This window comes from Streptomyces corallincola (genome assembly GCF_019104725.1).
Lineage (GTDB): Bacteria > Actinomycetota > Actinomycetes > Streptomycetales > Streptomycetaceae > Streptomyces > Streptomyces corallincola.
This window is the reverse complement of record NZ_JAHRXF010000012.1, coordinates 109,306-133,089: the sequence shown is the minus strand read 5'-3', so window position 1 is coordinate 133,089 and position 23,784 is coordinate 109,306. Positions and strand designations below refer to the sequence as shown.

The 23,784-nt window shown below is 70.5% G+C and carries 19 protein-coding genes; 14 read left to right on the top strand and 5 right to left on the bottom strand.

Annotation, left to right across the window (positions count from 1 at the left end):
* Window positions 1–4: 4 nt before the first annotated feature.
* A complete protein-coding gene (locus KUM39_RS11290; protein WP_217785377.1) occupies window positions 5–1,948 on the bottom strand; it encodes an alpha/beta hydrolase family protein in 1,944 nt (647 codons plus the stop codon).
* Window positions 1,938–2,543 carry a 2OG-Fe(II) oxygenase gene (locus KUM39_RS11285; protein WP_308288105.1) on the bottom strand — a complete coding sequence of 202 codons (606 nt, stop codon included), beginning with the start codon at window positions 2,541–2,543 and terminating at the stop codon, window positions 1,938–1,940. The genes KUM39_RS11290 and KUM39_RS11285 overlap by 11 nt, the downstream gene beginning before the upstream one ends.
* A 295-nt stretch (window positions 2,544–2,838) precedes the next feature.
* On the opposite strand from KUM39_RS11285, the gene lxmK reads away from it, so the two are divergent.
* From lxmK to KUM39_RS11235, 10 genes are all read left to right on the top strand, one after another.
* Window positions 2,839–3,948 (top strand): class V lanthionine synthetase subunit LxmK, encoded by a 1,110-nt coding sequence (gene lxmK, locus KUM39_RS11280; protein ID WP_217785373.1) that lies wholly within the window; start codon window positions 2,839–2,841, stop codon window positions 3,946–3,948.
* Window positions 3,932–4,921, top strand: coding sequence for a T3SS effector HopA1 family protein (locus KUM39_RS11275; RefSeq protein ID WP_217785371.1), 990 nt, complete (start codon window positions 3,932–3,934; stop codon window positions 4,919–4,921). The genes lxmK and KUM39_RS11275 overlap by 17 nt, the downstream gene beginning before the upstream one ends.
* 34 nt (window positions 4,922–4,955) lie before the next feature.
* Entirely contained in the window at window positions 4,956–6,230 is a 1,275-nt protein-coding gene (locus tag KUM39_RS11270) for a YcaO-like family protein (protein ID WP_217785369.1), read from the top strand.
* Window positions 6,209–6,850 carry a TOMM precursor leader peptide-binding protein gene (locus KUM39_RS28770; RefSeq protein ID WP_217785367.1) on the top strand — a complete coding sequence of 214 codons (642 nt, stop codon included), beginning with the start codon at window positions 6,209–6,211 and terminating at the stop codon, window positions 6,848–6,850. Before KUM39_RS11270 ends, KUM39_RS28770 begins: the two co-directional genes overlap by 22 nt.
* A gap of 80 nt (window positions 6,851–6,930) precedes the next feature.
* Window positions 6,931–8,496 (top strand): hypothetical protein, encoded by a 1,566-nt coding sequence (locus tag KUM39_RS11260; RefSeq protein WP_217785366.1) that lies wholly within the window; start codon window positions 6,931–6,933, stop codon window positions 8,494–8,496.
* Complete coding sequence (locus KUM39_RS11255) at window positions 8,493–9,074, top strand: hypothetical protein (protein WP_217785365.1); 582 nt, start codon at window positions 8,493–8,495, stop codon at window positions 9,072–9,074. Before KUM39_RS11260 ends, KUM39_RS11255 begins: the two co-directional genes overlap by 4 nt.
* Window positions 9,071–10,054 (top strand): sulfotransferase family protein, encoded by a 984-nt coding sequence (locus tag KUM39_RS11250; RefSeq protein WP_217785363.1) that lies wholly within the window; start codon window positions 9,071–9,073, stop codon window positions 10,052–10,054. Before KUM39_RS11255 ends, KUM39_RS11250 begins: the two co-directional genes overlap by 4 nt.
* A gap of 495 nt (window positions 10,055–10,549) precedes the next feature.
* Window positions 10,550–11,341, top strand: a complete 792-nt coding sequence (locus tag KUM39_RS11245; RefSeq protein WP_217785361.1) for an AfsR/SARP family transcriptional regulator — start codon at window positions 10,550–10,552, stop codon at window positions 11,339–11,341.
* Window positions 11,342–11,366: 25 nt separating this feature from the next.
* Complete coding sequence (locus KUM39_RS11240; protein ID WP_217785360.1) at window positions 11,367–13,178, top strand: ABC transporter ATP-binding protein; 1,812 nt, start codon at window positions 11,367–11,369, stop codon at window positions 13,176–13,178.
* Window positions 13,178–15,019 carry an ABC transporter ATP-binding protein gene (locus KUM39_RS11235; RefSeq protein ID WP_217785358.1) on the top strand — a complete coding sequence of 614 codons (1,842 nt, stop codon included), beginning with the start codon at window positions 13,178–13,180 and terminating at the stop codon, window positions 15,017–15,019. The genes KUM39_RS11240 and KUM39_RS11235 overlap by 1 nt, the downstream gene beginning before the upstream one ends.
* On the opposite strand, the gene KUM39_RS11230 is transcribed toward KUM39_RS11235, so the two are convergent.
* Window positions 14,982–16,202, bottom strand: a complete 1,221-nt coding sequence (locus KUM39_RS11230; RefSeq protein ID WP_217785357.1) for a cytochrome P450 — start codon at window positions 16,200–16,202, stop codon at window positions 14,982–14,984. The genes KUM39_RS11235 and KUM39_RS11230 overlap by 38 nt on opposite strands.
* A gap of 220 nt (window positions 16,203–16,422) precedes the next feature.
* Here KUM39_RS11230 and KUM39_RS11225 point away from each other — a divergent pair, with 220 nt between their 5' ends.
* From KUM39_RS11225 to KUM39_RS11210, 4 genes are all read left to right on the top strand, one after another.
* On the top strand, window positions 16,423–18,207 hold the full coding sequence (locus KUM39_RS11225) for a carbamoyltransferase family protein (RefSeq protein ID WP_217785356.1): 1,785 nt from the start codon (window positions 16,423–16,425) through the stop codon (window positions 18,205–18,207).
* Window positions 18,200–18,367, top strand: coding sequence for a hypothetical protein (locus KUM39_RS11220; protein ID WP_217785355.1), 168 nt, complete (start codon window positions 18,200–18,202; stop codon window positions 18,365–18,367). Before KUM39_RS11225 ends, KUM39_RS11220 begins: the two co-directional genes overlap by 8 nt.
* Before the next feature lie 135 nt (window positions 18,368–18,502).
* Window positions 18,503–18,658: a hypothetical protein gene (locus KUM39_RS11215; RefSeq protein WP_159425402.1), complete on the top strand. Its 156-nt coding sequence runs from the start codon at window positions 18,503–18,505 to the stop codon at window positions 18,656–18,658.
* An 85-nt stretch (window positions 18,659–18,743) separates the two neighbouring features.
* Window positions 18,744–19,856, top strand: a complete 1,113-nt coding sequence (locus tag KUM39_RS11210; protein WP_217785354.1) for a CgnE/CgnB domain-containing protein — start codon at window positions 18,744–18,746, stop codon at window positions 19,854–19,856.
* A 247-nt stretch (window positions 19,857–20,103) separates the two neighbouring features.
* On the opposite strand, the gene KUM39_RS11205 is transcribed toward KUM39_RS11210, so the two are convergent.
* Entirely contained in the window at window positions 20,104–22,056 is a 1,953-nt protein-coding gene (locus tag KUM39_RS11205; RefSeq protein WP_217785352.1) for an AfsR/SARP family transcriptional regulator, read from the bottom strand.
* A 978-nt stretch (window positions 22,057–23,034) separates the two neighbouring features.
* Entirely contained in the window at window positions 23,035–23,775 is a 741-nt protein-coding gene (locus tag KUM39_RS11200; RefSeq protein WP_217785350.1) for an SDR family oxidoreductase, read from the bottom strand.
* Window positions 23,776–23,784 lie beyond the last annotated feature (9 nt).

Genomic DNA, 23,784 nt, shown 5'->3' with positions numbered 1-23,784 from the left:
GCGGTCATCCCGCACGCTCCGCGGCCGCCGGGGCGCCCAGTTCTTCGAGACAGGCGGTCAGCGTCCAGCGGTACCAGGCCCGGACGTTGCGGGGACGAGCCAGCTGGTGGCCTTCGGCGCGGAAGAGCACCAGCTCGCTGCGGACGCCGTCGCGCAGCAGCGCCCGGTGTACGCGCAGGCTCTCAGTCGGAGGCACCCAGCCGTCGTGCAGCCCGTGGGAGAGCAGCACACGGGTGCCGGCGGGTACGGAGTGCGGCTGGAAGCTCTCCGCGGCGTACCGGGCGTGCTCGGCGTCCGGCGAGCCGAACTCGCCCGCCCACAGCCAGCTCCCGTCGCCGCCACCGACGATCTGGGCCTGGTCCATGGTGCCGCCGTAGGACACCACCAGCCGGGGGCGCAGTTCCTGGGCGACGGACAGGGCCAGGAGTCCGCCGACGCACGGTCCGACCACCGCGAGAGGCGTGTCCGCCAGGCCGGTGTGGTCCCGCAGCTGGTCGATCTGACGGGCGGCGACGGCTGCGACACCGGTGCGCCAGCGTCGCCACCCGGTGCTCATGCTGGACGCGTAACCGAGCGACAAGGGGGGTTCCACGAGGATCACCGCGAAGCCCGAGGCGACGAACGGCCACGGATTCCAGCGCCAGTGCCACTCAGCCCAGTTGCGGACCGGCCCACCGTGCAGCAGGACGACCGTTCCGCGGGCGGGCCCGTCCTCGGGCACGCACAGCCATGAGGCGAGGTTTCCCGGTACGTCGGGCAGACGCTGGGGGTGGTGGCTCACTCTGCCCGCGGGCAGAGTGAGCCGGGTGGCGGTGACCGGTTCGACGGCTCCGGTCGACAGGTGGACGACCTCGACCGCCGGCGGGGTGGCGATCGCCGCCACGACGGCGGCCGCCCGCCCGTCGGCGATCTGGGCATGCAGCACGGAGGCGGAGGCTTCGGTGCGTGTCCAGCTCGAGGTGCGGAGGTGGTAGGTGTTCAGCACGCTTCGCCGGCCCTCGGCGCCTCTGCACACAAGGCGGTCCGGGCCGTCCCAGCCGCAGGGCTGCTGCCAGGTGTCGTCCGGTGCCTTCAGGATCTGGGGTTCCCACGACGGGGCCGCCACCAGGGCCGCGTACTGGGCGGGGGCCTCGCCCTCGGCAGGCAGCGAGGCAGCCAGACAGGCCACCGTCAGCCCGTCGGGGCAGGACAGGGGTGCCGTGATGTCGAATCCGGTGGGCTGCAGGTAGCGGGCAGACGATCCGTCGTACGCCACGACGAGCAGGCCGAAGCGGCGGCTGCCGTCCGGCCGGTGCTCGCGCGTTCCGAGCACCACGGCCTCGGCCGTGCAGGTCGCCTCCCCGGTGAGGGCTGTACCGGGCGGCAGTGTGAGGCCGACCTGCTGAGCGTCCCCCTCCGCGCCGAGGGGCACCTGCCACAGCTGCCAGTCGCCCACCGGGCGACGGGCACCTGCCAATGAGGCGTCGGGACTGTCCCACCACACGGCGTCGGAGTCCCGCAGGACGCCCTGCGGATGGTCACCCGGAGCCGAGGGCCCCTCCACCGTGTAGACGAGGGTGCCGGTCTCGGGCCGGAGCATGAGCGAGCCCACCATCCCGGGGCGGATGTCGAGAACGCGCTCCGGTGCGGTGTGGGAGCCGGCGCCCGTGTCCGCGCGGAGGGCGACGAATTGGCGGCCGTCCTCACCGCGCCGGACGTACACCAGCCCCGCCGGGACCGGGAGCGCCTGGAAGGCGCCGGACACCGACCAGACCGACCGCCATGTGCCCTCGGCGTCCCGCTGGTGACACACCAGCGAGGGGACGAGGTGGTCCTGGTCGTCGAGGGCGTCCACCCGCAGCGTCACGCGGTCGGGCGCGTAGGCCGCCACCGCCGTGATGCGTGCCTCCGCCTGCATCGCGTCGACGAAGCGCGTCGCGGTGTCGCCGACCACGACGTCAGGACGCATCGGTCCGACACAGCCAGCCGTTGATGGCGAACCGGCTGTCCGCGTAGTGCCCGCTGGGGCAGCTGACGGGCCTGACCTCGTGCAGGGCGGAGGGCAGGAAGAAGACGACGCTGTTGTGCTCCGGGGCGTAGTCCCGGTACGTGCAGTCCTCGCGGCGCAGGCCGTCATGCTCGGCGTTCAGCGGCAGGGCGGAGTCGTACATGCGCAGGTCCCCGCCCGTGAAGGGGGCCGGGGTGCGGTGGAGGTAGTACACGAAGGTCACCACGCGCTTGGCGGCCCGTACGCCCTTGGCCACGTCGTGAGAGCTGACGTCCTGGTGGGCGCGGTAGAAGTCACCGTCGTTGTGGACGTTCAGCGTGAAGGCCGGCCGCGTTCCGGCGCAGGAGACCCCGAGGATCTTCTCGACCTGGCCGACCACGGCGTCGATCGCGGTGAGTAGTTCCGGAGCGGAGAAGCCGCGGTGGGCGAGGGAACTGCGCATGCGCGTGTCCAGCCGGTTGTCGCGCACGCGTGCGGGGAGCAGGTCGTCCTGTGCGGCCGATGCGGCGCGGCGCAACAGTTCGTCGGCCGTCGGGGCGGGCAGAAAGTCCGTCACGCGGCTGACCTTTGTCGACGACTGCCATATCGCATGCGTACCCACCGGCGCTTCCAGCGCCGCTGTGGTGTCCACCGTCTCGGTCATCGCATTCCTCCGCGCAGCTTCACATTCAGTTGGTCCGTACGTGCAGAACACAGCCGATGGGGGTGAAGTTAGTGAGGTCCCGGAAGGCGCGTCAATGGCTTTCGGGGATGACGTGCGGGGCGCGTATGTCGCTCGTATCCATCACGGGCACGGAATTTACGTGCAGGGCGCGTATGTGCTTCGTGCAAGCGACGGCAAGACTCGACACATGCTTCCGCCGAACGGTGTGAGAATTCCAGATCTCGCCATAGTCAACCCATTCCTCGAACGGTTGGGCCTGGGCAGGCTGTCGCCGGACCGGGTGGTCACGCATCCGGGGCGGCACCGGAAGTGCTCGGGCGTCACCACCAGCGGGCGCGGAGTGTTCGTCAAGCAGCTGAACGAGTCGCTCGGCTGCCCGGCCCCGGGTGTCAGGAGGGCCAGGTCGTTCGAGGCATTGCGGACGCCGGAGTTGTCCGGGGCCGCGCTCCTGGGCGCGGACGACGACCGTAACCTGCTCGTCTTCGAGCTGATCGAGGATGCCGAGCCGGCCGACCTGCTGGCGCGTGAGGGCCGGTTCGACGCCGGGCTCGCCCGCCGCCTGGGCGAGATGACGGGCGCCCTGCACGAACTGCCCGTCGACCTGGAGAACGCCTCCATCGACACCTCTCCCTCGCGGTATCCGCCACTGGGGTCGCTGGAAGGGCTGACCCTCACGCAGTACCAGGCCGCCAGTTCGGCCGTGCTTCAGGGATGGCGCTTGCTGCAGCAGGACGAGGAGGTCAAGGAGGCACTGCGCGCGTTGCGCCGCGACGAGGACACGGCGTCGAAGGTGCCCACACACGGCGACTTCCGGCTGGACCAGGTCCTCGTCGCCGGCGGACGCCGACACATCATCGACTGGGAGGAGTTCCGCCTCGGTGACCCGGCCCACGACGTGGGCATGTTCGTGGGGGAATGGCTCTACCTGGCGGCGGACCGGGCGGCCCGCGGGTTGCACACGGGGCCCGTGGGCGATTCCGGGACCGTGCTCGGCGTCAGCCGCGAGGAGGTCATCGCCCGGACCACGGTCGAGCTGCGGGCGGCACAGCCCATGGTGGGGGAGTTCTGGTCCGGCTACCGGTCGGTGCGCACGACGACCGACCCCGATCTGCCGCGGCGGGCCGCCGCGCTCGCCGGCTGGCACCTATACGACCGGATGTTCAGCGTCGTGGCCAAGATGATGGTGCTCAGCATGACCCAGTACGTGGCTAATGGAATCGGACGCAGAGCGCTGCTCAATCCCCATGAGATCGCCGGGATTCTGGAGATGGGGGAGATCGATGTCACAAGCAGGTGACCTGTTGCTGCCGGAACTCGAATGCGCCCTGGAAAAGATCGAGTTGCAGTCCGATGGAATGGTCGCCCATGTCGACGGCCATAAACTGGAGGCGAACAGCCCGAGGCACCTTTCGGTACTGCTGCGATGGAGTCTCTACGATTTCCTGCATTCCGGGCGCGGGCCGGACACCTACAAATCGAAGGATGTCGTCAGAAACGCCGCCCTGGAAGCCGAACTCGCCCGGGTCATGCCCCACCAGGAGACGATCACGAGCGCCCGGGTGGACGGGCGCAGGGACGGCGAGTTGCTGGCCTCCATCGACGGCACCCGGGTATGGGTGCCGGAGCACCGCAAGCTCGCCGACGCCCAGGGGGCCGGCGAGGTGGTCTACCTGTCGATGCCGGCCGCACGTCCCGCTCTCTCGCCGGGCTTCTTTCTCGCCGACGGCAGCCGTGGACGCTCGGTGCGCAAACCGGTCCTGAGGGTGTACGCGCACGTGCGGGGTATCGACGCGGTGCCGGGTGTCTGGGCGGCGGCGTTGCGCTGTCTGGAGGACAAGGGCGTTCCCTACCGGGCCAAGGTGGCCTCCTCCCCGCTGCTGCTTCCGCGCCGAGACGCGTTGGTGGTCTTCCTGGGCCCGGACGGCTGGGACGCGGCCCCGGACATCGTGGACGCGCTCGGCGGTCTGCCGGGGCTGGGGGACGAGGTGTCCGTGTTCGCGCGGCGGCTCGCGCCGGGTGTGTCGATGGCGTGGCATCCGTTCGCCCGTCGGTCGCGCGGCCCGTCCGGACTCAGCTTCGGCCAGCATCGGGCCACGGCCGTGGCGCAGGGGCTCGTCGACCATGCCATCGGCACCCGTGGGGGATCCCGTGCCGAGGCGGTCGCGGACGCGATGCGGGAGGCGGGGATCGACCCCGCCGATCCCTTCCGCCATGACGCCTCACCGGAACTGGACTTCGCCCGCGCGGACCAGCGGTCCGCACGGGACTGACCGACGGCCCGGACGTACCGGAGGAGGGAGGAACGTGGGCGGGTTCTCATCGGAGTTGGCAGCAGGGATGCGCGCGCTCGTGTCTCCGTACGGCGTCGTTAGCGAGGTGCTGCCCGGAGCGCCGGTCCGGGGGCTGGCGGGGCTGTCCCTCGCCTCGGCCCGGGTGAACGGCGCGCCAGGCGTCGAACGGCCCGACGAGTTCGGCGGCGCGGGCCGCAGCCTGGCCGGTCCGGACGACGCGGAGCTGATCGCCGTCGCGGAGGCCGCCGAACGCTACTCGGGCGCGGACTTTCCCGGCAGCGGCGAACGGTGGGCGACGGTCGCCGAACTGGACGGGCCGGTGCTGGACATGACGGCCGTGCCCCGCTGCTCGGAAACCGAGTACGCGAGTGGTCACTGCCCGGTCGTCCCCTTCCGTGCCGAGGAGCCCATCCGATGGCAGCGCGGGCTCGACATGGCGTCGGGTGAGGCGGTGTGGGTGCCGTCGGTCATGGCACGGCACGGAATACGCCGCCTCGCCCCCGCGGAACGGTTCTGGAACCGCATCTCCACGGGCTACGCGGTGCACTCCGATCCGGCCGAGGCCCTGCTGCGCGGTCTGTGCGAGGTGTGCGAGCGGGACTCCGCCGCGCTCGTCTGGCTGCAGATGCTGCCCCTGCCGCGCCTCGGGTTCACACGTCCCACAGCGACGCTCTCCGCCCTGCTCGACCACTGCGCACGGCACTTCGTCACGACGCACTTCTATGACGCGACGACGGACATCGGAGTGCCTGCCGTCTACTGCGTGCAGGTCGCCGAGTACGACGACGCCTGCCGCCGCTCGGTCGGCTGCGCCGTCGGCCGCGATCTGACCGAGGCGGCGGAGAAGGCCCTGCTCGAAGCCGTTCCCGCGCGTGCCCTGTTCCACCGTGCCAATCCCGACAGCCATGCCCTGGTCATGGCCGGAGCGCAGTTCATGGGCAGGCCGGAGCGGCGGCACGCCTTCGACTTCCTGCTGAAGCAGCGCCATGCCCGCCGGGCGGAGGACGGCGCGCGGCTGCCCCGGGATGCCGGAAAGGCCCTGGCGCGGGTGGTCGGTGCGCTTGCGGAGCGGGGCATGCGGGCGGTGGCCGTGGACCGGACAACGCGCGAGCTGGCGGCGGCGGGACTGACGGCCGTATGCGTCGTCGTACCGGGGCTGCAGCCCCTGACGTTTCACCGATACGGGCAGTATCGGGCCCATCCGCGCCTGTACTCGGCGCCCGTCGCCATGGGACACCCCAGCCGGCCGGAGAAGGAGTTGAATCTGTGGCCCCAGCCCTTCCAGTGATCGCCACGGGAGCCTTCGGCGAGCGGGTCGGCCGGCTGCTGGTCGAGACCCGGCCCGGAACCAAGGTGCTTTCCGTGTCCCGACTCGCCCATGCATTCAGCGAGTTCCGTGGTCCCGTCGTCCTGGCCTCTTGGCGGCCCGAGTTCGCTCTCTGTGAGGAGATCGACGCGCTGGCACACGCCACCGAACGGCCCTGGCTCCCGGTTGTCCTGGAGGCGGCGGCCGTCCGGGTCGGCCCTCTGATCCGCCCCCCGTACGCCCCCTGTTTCCGCTGCTACCGGCTCAGGCGCAGCCAGCATGACCTCCAGGCGCGGACGACCTCGCTCCTGACGGGCCGTTACGACCGGGATCCGCACTGCGGCCCTGGTGGGTTTCTGCCCCACCACGCCAGGGCCGCCGCCGCCGTGGTCGCGGCCTACGCGGACGGCGCGGCCGGTACCGGTCCGGGGCGCGTGAGCACGATTCGCCTCCGCCGGTGGGACGTTGAGACGCACCGCGTCGTGCCGTGTCACGGGTGCACGCGGTGCGGCGACCGCGGTGCCGCGAACCCGGAGCTGAACCGCCTCAGTGCGGTTCTGCCGGCCCTGTCGCCGCGTCGCGATCCCTTGGAGGTGCGGTGACGAGTCAGGGCACGTCGGCTTCGAGAGCCGTGCCGGGCCGTGACCGGGCACGGCCTGCCCTCTGCCGTGGGCTGGTGCTCGTGGACGTTCCCGGTGGGCTCGTGGTGGAAGGCGGCCCGCATCGGATGCTGCTGAGCGGCGAGGCGGCCTCCGGGTTCCTTCCGGCGCTGCTGCCGCTGCTGGACGGACGGCATGACATGGACGAGCTGTGTTCCTTGCTCGCCGCCGATCCCGCCGACCTCACCCAGGCGCTGGAGCTGCTGGACGACTGGGGCGTACTGGAACCGGGCGGCCCCGCGCAGTTGGAGCAGCAGGAGGGCGTGCCGGAAGACACCGTTGCTTACTACTCCCGTACGGCCGCCCTCACGGGTGGGCATGCGTCAGCCGAGTCGGTGCTGGACGAGCTCTCCCGGTCCCATGTCCTGCTGGTCGCCGAGCAGCCCCTGACCCGGATGCTGATGGAGGACCTGACCGTCAGCGGGGTGGGCAGGGTGTCCACCGGAAGCGGCGGAGGCGGAGTTCCGCAGGACTGCAACCTTGTCGTGGTGGCCGACCGGCCCAGTGCTGCGGGGCGCCTGGCGGACTGGGTGGCCGCTGCCTGGGTGGACCGCGTCCCCGTCCTGCGCCTCGCGACCGGGGACGGCGCGGTTGAGGTGGGACCGCTGTTCTGGCCGGGTGGGTCGGCATGCGCCGGCTGCTTCCGCCGGGGCGGCGGGCCCGTTGGCGCCGCGGGCGGCGATGAGGCGCTGCTGGCCTCGGCCGCAGCTATGGAAGTGCTGGCCGTCCTCGCGCGGACCACACCGGTGACGACCCTCGGCAGCCGAGTGCGCACCGCGACCGGGGGAGTCCATACGGAACGTCACCTCTTCGCGCCCGACCCCTCGTGCACCGTATGCGGGGACGGCAGGGACGGGGCCGTCGACGACGCCCTGAGGCTCATCGAGGCGTATGAGTGGCACGTGGCGCTCCCGCCCGGTCGGCTGACCCCCATGCCGCGCCTGCTCGCTCCCCGACGTCATCAGGTGCGCGAGGCGTCGCGGCGCCGCGTCCTGCCGTACACGTCGCCCGCGGTGCGGCTGCCGGGCCCCTCAGGGTCCGACCGGCACGGCGGACATCTCGACCCGGCCGGGCCGGTCATGGCGCTCGCGGAGATCCTGCCGCACACGGCGGGTCCGACCGCCGCGTGCGACGCCGGTCGTGGCCAGGACGAGAACGGCCCGATCTCCGTCGATACATACGTCCTGACGGATCTGCTCGGCCAGGAACTGCCCGGTCAGGTCTTCCGGTACGACGACCTCGGCCACCGGCTGTTGTCCTTGCGGGCCGACTCCCCACCGTGGAGACGGGCCGTGCTGTCCTCCGGGCCGGATGTGACCGACCTGGACGCGGTGATCGTTCTCGTCGCGAACGCCGGTCCGCTCGCCGCGGAGTTCGGGGACAGTGCCTGGCGGCTGGCACACCTGGACGCCGGTATCGCGGCGATGCGACTGGCTCACGCGGCACGGGAGGCTCAGATTCCGCTCGCCTGCGGACTCGGCTGGAGCGAGTACCTGCCAGCGGTCCTCGAACTCGACCCGACGAGAGAGAGCGTGGGCGCCGTGGCCGGACTGGCGGGCGGTTCGAGACCACAGGAGGTACGGGGATGACGCCCCTGTCGATGGCCGACGCGGTCGCCGCGGTGGAACAGGCATGCCGTGGCGGCCGGTCCGCCCAGCGCGCGGAGCCGGAGCGTCGGCCCAGGGCGATGGAGTCCTCCGGCGTCGCGGGGGAGGTGGCGGCCGTGCTGGACAACGCGTTCCGGTCCCACCGGCTGGCCGTCCCGGACCAGACTCCGTACGGAATCCTCGCGGTGACGGGCCACGTCGGACCGGGTGCGGCGCATGTCGTGTTCGCCAGGGCCGACACCGTGGTGCCGTTCGAGGCGGAGCCCTCCTGGACCGGCGTGCTCGCCGAGGCGTACCCGGACGTGGGCCGGCTCTTCCTCGTCTGCGCCGATCTCGGGAGAGCAGCCAGGCCGTGGACCGGTGCGGCCTACCCGGAATCGCTGGTAGGGGCCGGAGCCCTCGCGCACAGTCTGCGGCTCGCGGCCTCCCGCCCATGGCCCGGTGCCCGGATCCACACCGGCAGCCACACCCCCGTGACCTCGGCCGTGCGACGACGGCACTCGGGGATGCGCCACCTGGTCACCGTCTCCGCCGGCCCTTTCGATGGGAGCTCTACATGACTGAGACAGTCTCCGCCGCCGAAGTGCCCCAGGGCGCCGAATCCGTCGGCGCCGGACACCCGGATCCCCTCTTCATCCTCTCCCCGCCCCGTTCGTTCTCCACGATCACCCTGGCTCTCCTGGCCGGGCACCCGGGGATCTTCGGCTTTCCCGAGATGCTGGTCTTCGCCAACGATACGGTGGGCGATCTCGTCGGAGAGGACGGCACGGAGGCGGAGCGGTTTCCACCGGCCTACCGCAAGACCCGCCTGAGCGGGGTCTGTCGCGCCCTTGCCCAGGTCCACGAGGGAGAACAGACTGCGGACGCGATCGCCCGGGCCGAGGAGTGGCTGCGGAAGCGCCCCGACTGGCCGATGCCCAGGGTCCTGGATCACCTGCTGGAGCTGGTCAGTCCGCTGATCGGGGTGGAGAAGACGCCCGACACCGTGGCCACGGACGAATCCCTCGACCAGTGCCTGCGCAGCTATCCGAACGCCCGCTACATCCACCTGACGCGGCACCCCGTGACGACTCAGCGCTCGATGCACAGCCAGAACCAGCAGTACCTGACGCACCGGAAGGTGCGCGTGGTCGGAGCGGCCTCCTCCTGGTACCTGTCGCACCGGCGGATCATGCGGGTGCTCGGCGAACTCCCGCAACGGCAGTGGATGCGGATCCGCGGCGAGGACCTGGTCAACGAGCCCCGGGTGTGGCTGCACCGGATCCTCGACTGGCTCGAACTGGACAGTGACGAGGCGTTCCTCGACCGCATGGTGCACCCCGAGGCGTGGCCATTCGCCAACAACGGTCCCGAGGGAGGGCTGTTCGGAGGCGACCACAAGTTCTTCAGTGCGCCCGAGCTCAGGCCGGTCCCGGATCCCGGGCCGGTTGAATTCGACCCGGAATGGGACTTGCCGGACGAGATGTGCAGGCGAATGGCGGCGTTGGCACACGAATTGGGCTACTGCGCCCGCTCGCCAGAGAAAGGAAATGCTGGATGAGGGTCCGGTGCTCTTTGCCGGTCAGGTCTCCGCCCGGCGGCGGGATCAGGCCGGTCCGAGAAGAGAAGACTGGAAAGGGGAATTTCTGTGGGTAATTTCACGATCCGTGATGTGTCCGAATCCGGCTGGGAGTCGCTCGTGGTGACCGCCCTCACGGGCATCGAGGAGAGCCCGGGCTGGACCGACTGCTGGCCGACCGGTGGCACCAGCGGTGCGTGCTGCACGACGTCGCCGGCTGCGCCCGAGCCGGGCGTCTGAGCGACCGTGCGCTGAAGAGGGCGCGGTATTCCGGATTCCACGGGATCCGGAATACCGCGCTCCGCTGTCTGTTCGCGGTGCCGTGGCAAGGGGGTGGCAAGCCGACGGCTAGAGCATGCTGCCAGAATTGCGGCCGTTCGATTTCTTTTGCCAAGTCGGCGTGTTGGGCGGTTCGGAACGGCAGGGCGAGCAGGGAGTCTTGTGAACAGCGGGGAGGGTTCTTCGGTGTCAAGGAACTTGACGTTCCAGATTCTTGGTGTGGTCGAGGCATGGATCGGCGCTGATTTCGTCCGACTCAGCGGGAAACAGCGGTCTCTTCTGGCCGTGCTGTTGCTGCAGGCCAACTGTACGGTGACCAACACGCGCCTCATGGACGCCGTGTGGGGCAGACCGCTGCCCGTGGCCCCGGAGACCCGGGTGCGCACCCTCGTCTCCGAACTGCGGCGGGCACTGTCCCGTCACGGGTTCGACGGGATCCAGACCAAGCCCTCGGGATACGTGATCCGCGTCGAGGACGGCCAACTCGACCTGAGCGTCTTCCTCGCCAAGGTCCGGCAGGCGCGGGAGGACGTGAGCAACGGGGCTCCGGGCACCGCCCTCCACGCGTACGACGAGGCCCTGGCGCTGTGGCACGGTACCGCCCTCACCGGGGCGAGCGGTCCCTTCGTCGACGCCGAAACGGCACGTCTGGAAGAAGTCCGGATGACCGTCATGGAAGAACGCTTCGGCGCTCTGCTCCGACTCGGGCGTCCCGCCGAGGTGGTGACCGACCTGAGCCGACTCGTCCTCCTCCACCCGTTGCGCGAGGGCCTGCATGCCCAGCTCATGACCGCCCTCTACCGCTGTGGACGCCGCAGCGAGGCGCTGGATCTGTACCGCTCGCTGCGCAGCCGGCTGGTGCGGGAACTGGGCATGGAGCCCCTCACCGAACTGCGCGACCTGCAACAGCACATACTCAGCAGTGAACCGGTCCCGAACCCGGCACTGCACGACCAGCTCACCGGTCCGGTACACGCGCGGCGGCGCTGAGGGGGGGAGAGGACGGCACAGCGCTGTGTTGACGAGCCTGCTGCACACCCATGTCCGCCGACGCCTCCCTTCGCTCGCCCTGATCCTGCCGCTCCAGCTGATCCAGACCACGGCCGCCCTGTCGCTGCCGACCCTCAACGCCGACCTGCTCGACCGGGGTGTGGTGCCCGGCGACATCGGCCACGTCCTGCGCACCGGGGCCTGGATGGCCGCTGCCACCGTGCTGCAGCTGGCGGCTTCCGTCGGCGCCGCCTGGCTCGGCGCCCGTGCCGCCCTGGACATCGGCCGGGAGCTGCGCGCGGCCGTCTTCGGCCGGGCCCTGGCCGGTGCCGCGCACGAGGTGGGCCGCATCGGGGTGTCCTCCCTCGTCATGCGTACCACCAGCGACGTCCAGCAGGTGCAGATGTTCTGCCTCACCATGTGCACGGTCATGGTCACGGCGCCCCTGATGTGCTTCGGCGGGATCGTGATGGCGTTGCGGCAGGACGTGGCGTTGTCCGGGGTCGTCGCGGTGGTGGCACCGCTGCTGGCGCTGGCGGTGGGGTGGGCCGTGCGCCGGACCCGTCCGCTCTTCCGGGACCTGCAGCACCGCCTCGACGTCACTCACCGCCTCCTGCGCGAGCAGCTCACCGGCGTGCGGGTGGTCCGGGCCTTCGTCCGGGAGGACCACGAGCGCGCGAGATTCGACCGGGCCAATACCGGCCTGCTGAACGCGGCGCTGCGGACCGGACGTCTCATGGCGGTCCTGCTGCCCGTGGTCCTGCTCGTCGTCAACGCCTCGACGGTCGTCGTGGTCTGGGCCGGCGGACATCGCATAGCCGACGGCACCCTGCGGGTCGGCGCCCTGACCGCCTTCCTCACCTACCTCGCCCAGATCCTGACCTCGGTGATGGCGGCGGGCTCCCTGTTCGTCCTGCTGCCCCGTGCCGAGGTCAGTGCGGAGCGGATCCGGGAGGTACTGGACCTGACACCAGGTCCGTCCTCGACCGCCGCCCCCGGCGGACGGCCCGCGCGGACCGCACCGCGAGGGCCGGTTCCCCGTGCCGCGTCGGACCGCATCGCCCCGTCCGGCGCGCGGGACGACCCCCCTACCGGGCGCACGACACCGGCTCTGGAGCTGAGCGGCGTCGAATTCCGCTATCCAGGTGCCGAGGAGCCGGTGCTCCGGGACGTCACGCTCACTCTGCGGCCCGGTGAGGTGGTTGCCGTCACCGGATCCGCCGGGGCCGGCAAATCCACGCTGCTCGACCTGATGGTGCGCTCGTTCGACCCGACGTCCGGCGCCGTCCGGCTCGGCGGCACGGACGTCCGCGCGCTCGGCCGGGCCGAGTTGGCGGGCGCCATCGGCTACGCGCCGCAGCGACCCCACCTCTTCTCGGGCACCGTCGCCTCGAACCTCCGTTACGCCAAGCCCGACGCCGGCGACGAGGAACTGTGGCGGGCGCTGCGCACGGCCTGCGCCGATACCTTCGTGACCGGGCACCGGGGCGGCCTCGACGCCCCGGTGCTCCAGGGCGGGGGCAACCTCTCCGGAGGACAGCGGCAGCGGCTGGTCGTCGCCCGGGCGCTGGTGCACCGGCCCGCCGTCTGTCTCCTCGACGACCCCTTCTCGGCGCTCGACCAGGCCACGGAGGCGCGGCTGCGGACCGCCCTGGCCGGTGAGGCGATGACCACGGTGGTCGTCACCCAGCGGGTCTCGGCCCTGTGTGCGGCCGACCGCGTCGCGGTGCTCGACGGGGGCCGGCTCATCGGCGTCGGCCCGCACGCCGACCTGCTCGACTCCTGCCCGACGTACCGGGAGATTGTGCTGGCCTCGACGAGCGGGGAGGCCGTCTGATGGCCGCCGATGGCGACGGTTCCCGCTCCGGGGCGGCGGGGCGGCCGTCACCCACGTTCCGGCGGACCGCCGTCCGCCTGCTCGGCCTGCTCGCGCCGTGGCGACGGCCGGTGCTGCTCGTGCTGGCCCTCGGTGCCGCCTCGGCCGGGCTAACCGCGCTCGGACCGAGACTTCTCGGACATGCCACCGACCTCGTCGTCGACGGATCGTCCGGCTCCCAGGCCGACGCCGGTGTCCCGTTCGGGATCGTGGGCCAGATCCTGGGCTGGGCGCTCCTCGTCCATGCCGGTGCTGCGGTCTGCGCGCTGCTGCAGGCCCGGGTCGGCCTCTGGATCATCGGTCACCTCGTCCACGACCTGCGCGCCCGCGTCGAACGCAAGACGGCGAACCTGCCGCTGAGCCACCTCGACGGTCGGCCGCGCGGAGAGACCCTCAGCCGGACCACCCACGACGTCGACAACATCGCGCAATCCCTGCAGCAGACGCTCGGCCAGTTCGTCGGGTCCACGCTGACGGCGGTGGGTGTCGTCGTCGCGATGGCCTGGACGTCGCCGTTGCTCACCCTCGTCGCTTTCGTCACGGTACCGCTCTCCGGGACCGTCGTGGCACGCCTGGCCCGGCGCGCTCAGCGGCACTTCAAGGCTCAGCGCGCCGCCATGGGCGCGCTCACCGCGTACGCCGAGGAGACGTACTCGGGACACGCTCTGGTCACCGTCTTCGACCGCCGGGAACAAGCCGAGCGGCGGTTCGCCCGGCACAATGCGGACTTCCACCGGGCCGGCCTGAAGGCCCAGTACGTGTCGGGTCTGATCCCGGTGGCCATGGCCGCGGTCGGGAGCCTCACCTTCGTCGCCGTCGCCGTGGTGGGCGGGCTGCGGGTGGCCGCCGGTGCCCTCACCATCGGCACGGTCCAGGCGTGCGTACAGTACGCCCGGCTGCTGGGTCAGCCGCTCGGCCAGTCCGCCGGCACGGCCAACCTCGTGCAGTCGGCGGTGGCCTCGGCCGAGCGGGTCTTCGAACTGCTCGACGCCGAGGAGGAGCTGCCCGACCCGCGGCGGCCGGCCCGGCCCCGGCAGCCCGTGCGCGGCCACGTGACCTTCGACCGCGTCAGCTTCTCCTACGACCCCACACGGCCCCTCATCCAGGACCTCTCCTTCACCGCCGAACCGGGCACCACGACCGCCCTGGTCGGGCCCACCGGATCGGGCAAGAGCACCCTGGTCGACCTGCTCCTGCGCTTCCACGAGGTGCACGGCGGGCGCATCCTTCTCGACGGGACGGACATCTCGCGGATGCCGCGCGGCGAACTGCGCGGGCACATCTGCACGGTCCCGCAGGACACCTGGCTGTTCACCGGGACCGTCGCGGAGAACATTGCGTACGGCAGCCCGCGCGAGGTCACCCCGGGGCAGGTCGTCGCGGCGGCCCGCGCCGCGTGCCTGGACCGTCTCGTGCGCACCCTGCCGCACGGCTACGACACGCTGATCAGCGAGCACGCCACACAGCTCAGCGCGGGAGAGAAACAGCTCATCACTATCGCCCGCGCCTTCCTGGCCGACGCCCCCGTGCTGGTCCTGGACGAGGCGACCAGCGCCCTGGACGCGCGCACCGAGGCGCTGGTCCAGGAGGCGATGCGGGAACTGCGCGCGGGACGCACCGGCCTGGTCGTCGCGCACCGCCTCGCCACGGTCCGCGACGCCGACACCGTCCTGGTGATGACGGACGGCCGTATCGTCGAACGGGGACGGCACGCGGAGCTGTTGGCTGCGGGAGGCGCCTATGCGGGCCTGTACGAGGCCGGGTTCAGTTCTTCAGGACACAGCGCACCGGAAAGAGCTTGAGCCCCCCGGAGAACGTCGTCGTCAGCTGTACCGGCGGGCCCGCGACGGTGGCCGACACCAGGCGGGGGAGCAGCGCGGCGAAGAACTCCTCGATCTCCAGCCGGGCCAGCGAGGCCCCGAGGCAGTGGTGTACGCCGTATCCGAAGGCGAGTTGCCGGTTCGACGTCCGGTGCACATCGAACCGGTGGGGGTCGTGGAAGACCGACTCGTCACGGTTCGCGGACGGGTACGACAGCAGTACGGCCTCGCCCGCGCGGATCCGGACCCCGTGGAGGGCGTGGTCCACGCGCGCGGTACGCATGATCGCCTTGACCGGGGTGACCCAGCGGATCATCTCCTCGACGGCGTCGGGCAGCCGGGCCGCACCGTCGCGCAGCGCGCTCAGCTGGCCGGGGTGCCCGGCCAGGGCCAGCAGCCCGCCGGCGACGGTGACGCTCGCCGTGTCGTGCCCGGCCATGAGGAGGATGACGAACTGTGACAGCACCTCGTGGTCGTCGAGCAGCCGTCCGTCCACCCGCGCGTTGGCGATGACCGAGGCCAGATCGTCCCTGGGGCGCGCGCGCCGGTCCGCCGTCAGCGCCAGGAAGTAGGTGTAGAACTCGCGCATGGCCGCGGTGCGTTGTTCCGGTGTCATGGACCGGCGTGCCGCGGGGGTGAAGCGGCCCACCTTCGCCGCCTCGGAGTCGTCCAGCCCCAGCAGGAGGAGCAGCACGCCGAGCGCGTAGACGTCGGCGACCTCGCCGACGAACTCGCAGACCTCCCCCTGTCGCCCTGCCATCCGGTCCACGGCCCCCCGGGCCAGGTCCCGGATCCGTGGCCGCAACGCGGCGACGGCCTGCGGGGCGAACCTGGACGCGGTGACCGCGCGCATCACGTGGTGCTCGGCACCGTCCAGATGCGCCAACGGGCGCAGCAGCCCCTTTCGCCCGCCCCCGGTGCAGGATGCGACGGTTCGGGCCGGGGCCAGCATCGGCCGGGGCCCGCTCAGGAAGATGTCGCCGCGCCGCTCCACCTCCCGGACGTCCGCATGGCGGGTGACGGCCCAGAAGGGGTGGTATCCGGGGGGCGTCACCCAGTGGACCGGGGCCTCGCGGCGCAGCAGGTCCAGGGCCCGGTGCAGACGGTCCTCGTCGGCGTAGGCGGTCGGGTCGGCGAGGGTCACGCCGGCTTCGGCGACGGACATCGGCACCGGAATTCTCCCCTGAGCGTCGAGAAGCAGCGGCCCCGGACTCCTGACGTACGGAATGCGCGGGCCATGACAGGCCACCATATTCTGTCAGGCCGGATGCGTCCCAGAAAGGGCGGCATTTCCTTTCGATACCTCTTTCGTATGTGCCCCGTACATCACGTGAAGAGAATGGTGGGGAACGTGCCGTCAGGGAAGCGAGAGGGGGCGGAATTCAGTGATCGTGGTCGGCTACAACGGATTCACGCGGAGCGCGGACCTCTTCGCGAAGCTGTACGGGGCGACGGGAGTGGACCGCCACCAGCTGATCGGACACGACGCCTCCGCCGCCCTCGTGGTGGACGGCGAGGTGGTGGCGGCCGTCGAGGAGGAGCGGCTCAGCCGGGCCAAGAAGACCTCCGACTTCCCCGTCCACGCGATCCGCTGGTGCCTGAGGCAGGCCGGAATCGGCCTCGACGACGTCGACGTCTTCGCCTTCCCCTGGCGGTTCGCCCCGGAGGTCGTCGACCGGACGATCAGGAATATCGCGGACGGTGGGATGCCCGTCGTGGCCAAGTTCGACCAGCTCGGCAGGGCCGGGGAGCTGTACACGGGGATGCTCGGCCGGGCCGCCGTGCACGCCGACTTCATGACGCGGATGGACTACCCGCTCGACCCGAACAGCCTCGCCCTGGTCCCGCACCACACGGCGCACCTGATGTGCGGCGCCTACGTGGCGGGCGTCCGCGACGCGGCCTTCCTGGTCAGCGACGGCCGGGCCGAGACCCACTCCGCGGTCATGGGCGAGCTGCGGGGCGGTGTCATGCGCGTATTCGAACAGAGCTCCGTCGGCATGGACGACTCCCTCGCCATGGCCTACGGAAAAATCACCCGTTACCTGGGTTTCGTCCCCAACAGCGACGAATACAAGATGATGGGACTCGCCGCCTACGCACCCCCACCGACCCGCAATCCCCTCCTGGTGAACGCGGTACAACTGAACGAGGACGGCTCCTACCGGATATTCATCCCGGGGGAGAAGGAGGCGTATTATTCCTTCTTCGACGCCCTCTTCGAAGGTGACAGCGAAAAGCGCGAGGATTTCGAATTCCGGGTCAAGGTGGCCGGGCTCGCCCAGCACATGGTCGAGGCCGTGACGGCGCACCAGGTCAGGGTGCTCGGGGCGGCCACGAAGTTCGACACGCTGCTGTTCGAGGGCGGCCTCGCTCTCAACTGCGTCGCCGGCACGAAGATGCTGCAGAGATCGTCCTTCGCGGCAATGGAGGTCGGCTTCGGCGCCAGCGATCCGGGCGTGTCCATCGGTGCGGCGGTGCACGTGGCGGGCCTGCCGGAGCGTCCCGCGGCCACCCGCACCCCGTATCTCGGCCCCGCGTACGACGACACGGAGATCCTCTCCGCTCTGGCGGAGCACGAGGACGACATTGAATGGGCGGAGCTGGACGCGGCACAGCTGACCGCCCGGACAGTCGAACTGCTGACTGGTAAGAAGGTTGTGGCCTGGTTCCAGGGGCGTACGGAGTACGGGCCCCGAGCGCTGGGCAACCGCAGCATCCTCGCCGACCCGCGGTTCCCCGACATCAAGGACGTCATCAACCTCAGGGTCAAACACCGCGAGCCGTTCCGGCCCTTCGCTCCCGTCGTCCTCGCGTCCGAGGCCCCGCGCCTCTTCGACCTGGGCAAGAAGACCGTGTCCCCGTACATGACCTTCGTCTTCCCCGTACGGGCCGAGTACCGGGACCGCATCCCCGGCGCCTGCCACGTGGACGGCACCGCGCGCGTCCAGACCGTCGACGACGCCGCCAACCCCGAACTCTCGGCCCTGTTGCATGCCTTCTCCGCGAGCACCGGTGTGCCGTGTCTGCTCAACACGTCGTTCAACGTCGCCGGGGAGCCGATCGTCTGTTCTCCGCGGGACGCCCTGCGGTGCTTCCTGAAGACGGAGATCGACCAGCTGGTCATGGGCCGCTTCATGGTCGCGAAGAGGAGCGGCCGGGATGCCTGAACACCGCGATCCCTGGGCCGCGTTCGCCGGCTCCCGGCCCGGCCCGCGCAACGCGGCCGGTGCCTGGTTCAACTGGCCCCAGTACCCCGATCACGGGCCGGGCCCCGAACTCCGGGGTGAGCCCCGCACCGCGTCCGCCGCGGCCCTACCCGCAGACTGATCCGCCGCCCCAAGGCCGCGGATCACGGCAGCCCTGACACCACAGCCTGACCTGTGGCTCTGCAGGTGCTGCCTGCACCACAGCACGTCCCGCACCAATCTCTATCAATCAACCCACGAACAAGGGGAGTCTGGCATGACAACTCTGGAGATGCGTCTGCAAATCCTGAACGAGGAACTGGCGAAGGCCGAGCCGAGCGCGATCCACCAGGGCATGGCGGTCACGGGCGGGGACATCCTGTCCGACGACAACCTGCCGGGCCTGTGGCAGATCCCGCCGGCCGCCTGCTGACGCAGCCGTACACCCAAGGGGTGCCGGAGCAGAGCTCCGGCACCCCTTGGGACCCACCACACACCCCGAGCCCACGGAGTCATGCGTGACGACCGCACCTGTCGAGACAATCATCGACGCCAGCGTCCTGAAGGGCGTTGACACTCTGTTCGACGGCTACGCCCAGCTCACCCCCACCGACACCTTGCTGGTCATCTACACTCCGGACTGCCGGGAACAGGCGTCTCTTCTCATTCTCGCCGCCCGTGACCGAGGGGTGGCCACCACGGCACTCGGCATGGCCCCCATCGAGGACCCCGGCTTCCGCGAGCGCCTCAAGGCCGCGCTGCCCTCCCGTGACAGCCTGACCGGCCGCCTGGTCATCATCACCATCGAACGCGACACCATGTCGCACGCCCCCATCCTGCGCCACGAGGTCGACGTCTACAGGGACCAGGTCCTGCCAATCCGCATCATCAACGGCAGCTGGGACTTCTTCCGCCTCGCCCTTGGCCCCACCCCCGCGGAACTCAGCGCCATCAACGCCGGCTTGCTTCACCGCTTCCTCGCCGCCAAGCACCTCGCGGTTACCACCAGCTCCGGCAGCGAACTCGAAATCACCCTGGACAACGACCGCTACCGCTGGCTGAGCAACCGCGGCGTCTGGCGACCCGGCCATTTCGTCATCCTCCCCGCCGGCGAGGTTGCTACCTACCCGGCCTCGGTCACCGGCCGCCTCGTGGCCGATGGAGCATTTAACGTCAACAAGGCCGTCCAACTTGATGCACGCCTGGGGGAGAACCCGCTCACCGTCGACCTCAAGGACAGCAACGTCGTCTCCTTCTCTTGCGCGGACGAGAAGATCGCCAAGCTTTTCGAACGCTGCATCCAGGTCGACCACGGAAACCACGTCGGTGAACTCGGTTTCGGCACGAACACCGGCATCGACGACTTCGTCGGCATGAACTCCCACATCAACGAGCGTCATCCCGGCATCCACCTCGGATTCGGCCAGCACGGCCAGCTCCTCGACGTCGTGGACTACTACACCGACATCCATATGGACCTCATCACCACCGACGTCACCATTCACATCGACGGCGACTCCATCCCCCTCACGTCTCGCGCGCTGGCGCCCAGCACCCTTCCGCACCCCACCAACGTCAGCGACGAGGACATCGACAGCAACTGCTGCGGCGCCCGGACCCCCCATTCGTGAGCTGCGCCCCAGCCTCTACGCCATCCACTGCGACACCGCCAACTGAGCGTTGGTTCTGCATCCGTCGAGTTGGCGTCGTTTCCGGGGCCCTGCGGCGCCGGGGTTGCATGGCCTGCCGGCTCAGTCGACCCGAGCGCCACCTTTGTCCGCTCACGGGCCCGGCCACGGGCGGGCTACTTCGCCATCCTGTACATGGCCCGCACCGGCATCCCTGGCGCTACCTGCCGCACGACCTACTCCCGAACGATCAAGCCCTCCGCCGACGTCCACCGCCCGGACCGGATGATTGATGTGCTTTTTCAGGCTGCACGGTCCGGATGCCCGTGGCCGTGTGGGTGTCGTCCATGGCGAGGAGCCGCGCGTACTGCCAGGTCAGTTCGTCCAGGTGGAAGCGGCCCGCTCCGTCGACATGCACCAAGTGCTCCGCGGAGAGGAGGTCGAGCAGGTCCGACACGCGTGCCCGGGGCAGGCCCGTCAGCCGCTCCAACGCCGACCGGTCGGCCACCGGAGCGGACAACGATCCGAGGGCGCGGAAGAACGCTTGTGCCTCGTGCCCGAGCCGGCGAACGGACAGGGCGAGTGAGGACCCCACCGACGATCCCCGGTCACCGGTGATCGCCAGACATCCCAAACGGTTGTCGGTCCGCAGTGCCCGGGCATGGTCCGCGATCCGGCACCGGGGGTGCATCACCATGTTGGCCGCCGCGATGCGCAGCGCGAGCGGGGAATGCCCGCACAGCGCTGCGAGCTCCGCCGTGGCCTGGGGCTCCGCATCGGTACGGTTGGCACCGACGACGTGCCGGAGCAACTGGTGAGCATCGTCGGGCGGCAGCGGGCCGAGTTGAATCATCCCCACGTCGGCCGTCACCAACAGGTTGCTGAGCCGGTTGCGGCTCGTGACCAGGGCGAGGGAACCGGGAGCAGGGGGCAACAAGGCCAGCGCCTGCTGCGCGGAGACAGCGTTGTCGAGGACGAGCAGACTCGGACTGCCCGCCAGCTCGCTGTGGTAGAGCGATGTCAACTCGGCCATGCCATGGGGTATCCGTTCGGGGGGCATCCCGCGCCGGGTCAGCAGGGTGCGCAGGACCTCGGCCGGGGAGAGGACGGGGCGGGCCGAGTAACCCTGCAGATCGACGATCTCCAGCCCGCCCGGGTAGCGGCCCTGATGTCGGCGGGCCCACTCCAGGGCGAGTGCCGTCTTGCCATGGCCGGCGGCGCCCACGATCGCGACCGCGGAGACGGACTGCCGGGCCCCTTGCGACAGTGCCAGGATCTGGTGCAGTTCGGCTTCCCGGCCGGTGAACCCCGCGGCCGACGGCGGGACGAATGGGACGGGCGGTGCCGCGCCGGCTGTCGTCCGGTGTCCGCTCCGCTCCGCAGACACGGTGACCGTCTCCCGCCACCGGGCACCGAACAGACCGCGCGGCCATTCCTCCGGCATTCCGTCTGCCAGCAGGATCATCTCCTGCACGCGCCGCAGGTCGGGACCAGGGTCCAGCCCGAGATCGGCGGCCAGCCGGGCTCTGGTCTCCTCGTAGACACTCAGCGCCTCGCTCCGCCGCCCGGAGCGGTACAGCACCCCCATGCGTAACAGGGCGATGCGTTCATGGTGCGGGTGTTCCTGCACCAGCTGGGCCAGTTCCTCCAGGAGGCCGCTGTGCTGACCGAGCGTCAGCCTTGCCTCCGCCCGCAGAGTGACCGCCGACAGGTACATGTCGTTCAGCCCGCTCCCCAGACGGTCCATCAGCTCCTGCGGCCCGTCGCCACCCAGGACGGGGCCCTGCCACTCGCCGAGGGCGCGGTCGAGGAGAGCGGCGCATTCCGCTGCGCTGGAGGCGAGGTCCGCACGGCGGGCGAGAGAGCGGAAACGGTGGACATCGACGCGTTGGGGATCACCGTGCAGCGCGTATCCGGCACCCTCGGACGCAATGATGGGTTCCTGGCTGTCGGCGACGATCCCTTGGAACAGTCCGCGCAGCCGTGAAACGTGTGCGTGCAGACTGGCCCGGGCGCTGGTCGGCACCACTTCACCGGTCCATAGCAGTTCGATCAGCCGACGCGCCGGGAAGGAGTGCCCCATGTCGAGGAGGAGCAGCCCGAGCAGCAGTCGCTCCCGCCGCCGACCGATCTTGACTGGTACACCATCTATGCGGGCGTCTATCCGCCCCAGCAGTTTGAAGTCTCCCCCGTCAAGCTCCATGCGGCGATCATCACCCCGTCAAGTGACCCTTCGCAAGGGCATATGCGCGCCGGGTAATTTTTGATCCGAACTCAAGGGTTCCATTCGAGGAGGTAGCGGACGTGCGGGCCACCGAAGTCGTTGCGGCGGATGTGCGGCTGACTTCGCCGACGGCGGAAGAACCCGCGGATTTCGAAGACGCATCGGGCCTGGTCGCGGGCCCGTATGTGCATCGGAAGGCCGTGTTTGAGGGGGAGCTGACCAGTTTTTCGGGCTCCGGCTCAGGCGAGTGCGACGGCAGGACGACAGCTCGACGTGGTCGCGGCGATCGGCGAGCCGGGCACGGGCCGTGCGGGCCCGATGCGCGGAGTGGCCGTCCGGGACAGGCACACTTTGCGGGTGAAATGGCCTGCGAGCCGGCGCCGTTGGAGCGCGGTGACCGGTGGGAAGGACGGCTTCCGGCAGTCGGTCAGCGTGGACGCCGCCGCCGGGTACGACGGCACCCTGCTCGCCCTCGGTACGGACCCGGCACCGGACGGGCACGTACCCGTCCGTATGCGGGTGTGGCTCGGTACTCCGCCCGGAAGCACCTCGAAGCCGATCCCCGACAAGGGCCAGGGCCTGCGGGCCGTCAGCGGCACCTGGAGCTGGGCCCAGGCCACCTTGAAGATCTCTGGGGAGGGCGACTTCACGTACCGCTACCCAGTCCTGCGCGACTGCGCGACCGAGGCTCCGCCGTGCGACGACACGTCCACCTCGACTGGGGAGGTCTCGTCACCGGCACCCTCACGGACAGCTCCCACGGCATCCTGCGGGGAAAGGTCGACTCCGCCAACGCGACGGACAGGAGCTGCACCAAGGGTGCCTCGGTCACGGTCGCGCGCGAGCCTTACAGCGCTGTCGGCCTCACCATCGGCAAAACGCTGGTCGGCATCCTCTGCCAACCGGTTCCGGGAACGAACGCTGAAACGACGTGCACGAATGAGCCCGGACGCTGCCTCAGTCGTGGTGCTGCAACCACTGCTCGTAGGACATCGCACCCAGACGGGCACCCGGGGGCGCGATGAGGGCGTCCCTGGGGACCTGGCCGAAGAGGCCGGCCGCCTCGTCGATGAGCACCTTGCGGCCGTCGGGGTGGGCGCTGAGGGTGAGGCGGGCCAGTTCGTCCAGGGGGAAGATGTCGGGGCCCGCGATGTTGACGATGCCGTTGCGGGGAGGGGTGGTGGCGGCCTCGGCGAGGGTGGCGACCACGTCTTCGACGGCGACCGGCTGGAGGCGCGTCGTGGGGAGGCGGACGGTGTCGCCGGATGTCGTCCAGGACATGATCGGCTCCACGAAGTCCATGAACTGGGTGGCCCGCACGATCGTGTACGGGACCGGGCCCGCCTCCAGCAGGCGTTCCTGCTCCAGTTTCGCCCGGTAGTACTCCACGTCCGGCACCTGGTCGATGCCGACGATGGAGAGGAGCACCACGTTTCCGACCCCGGCCCGGTCCGCCGCGTTCAGCAGCGTCTCCGTCGTGGTGCGGAAGAACGGGACGGCGGCCTCGTCGAAGCTGGGGGCGTCGATGGTGTTGACGACGACCCCCGCCCCGGCCAGCGCCTCCGGTACGCCCTCGCCCGTCAGCAGGTCGACCCCGGTGGAGCGGTCGTGCGCGGTGACCTCGTGGCCCTCCGAGCGGAGCTTCTTCACCAGGCGTGATCCGACGAATCCGCCCGCTCCGACGACGGCGATCTTCATACGAGGGTC

Excerpts from the sequence above, each read along its gene's own strand:
- KUM39_RS11290 (WP_217785377.1), bottom strand. The coding sequence starts at position 1,948 with ATGCGTCCTGACGTCGTGGTCGGCGACACCGCGACGCGCTTCGTCGAC.
- KUM39_RS11205 (WP_217785352.1), bottom strand. The coding sequence starts at position 22,056 with ATGGAGCTTGACGGGGGAGACTTCAAACTGCTGGGGCGGATAGACGCC.
- lxmK (WP_217785373.1), top strand. The coding sequence starts at position 2,839 with ATGCTTCCGCCGAACGGTGTGAGAATTCCAGATCTCGCCATAGTCAAC.
- KUM39_RS11215 (WP_159425402.1), top strand. The coding sequence starts at position 18,503 with ATGACAACTCTGGAGATGCGTCTGCAAATCCTGAACGAGGAACTGGCG.
- KUM39_RS11230 (WP_217785357.1), bottom strand. The coding sequence starts at position 16,202 with ATGTCCGTCGCCGAAGCCGGCGTGACCCTCGCCGACCCGACCGCCTAC.
- KUM39_RS11220 (WP_217785355.1), top strand. The coding sequence starts at position 18,200 with ATGCCTGAACACCGCGATCCCTGGGCCGCGTTCGCCGGCTCCCGGCCC.
- KUM39_RS11255 (WP_217785365.1), top strand. The coding sequence starts at position 8,493 with ATGACGCCCCTGTCGATGGCCGACGCGGTCGCCGCGGTGGAACAGGCA.
- KUM39_RS11200 (WP_217785350.1), bottom strand. The coding sequence starts at position 23,775 with ATGAAGATCGCCGTCGTCGGAGCGGGCGGATTCGTCGGATCACGCCTG.
- KUM39_RS11275 (WP_217785371.1), top strand. The coding sequence starts at position 3,932 with ATGTCACAAGCAGGTGACCTGTTGCTGCCGGAACTCGAATGCGCCCTG.
- KUM39_RS11250 (WP_217785363.1), top strand. The coding sequence starts at position 9,071 with ATGACTGAGACAGTCTCCGCCGCCGAAGTGCCCCAGGGCGCCGAATCC.
- KUM39_RS11235 (WP_217785358.1), top strand. The coding sequence starts at position 13,178 with ATGGCCGCCGATGGCGACGGTTCCCGCTCCGGGGCGGCGGGGCGGCCG.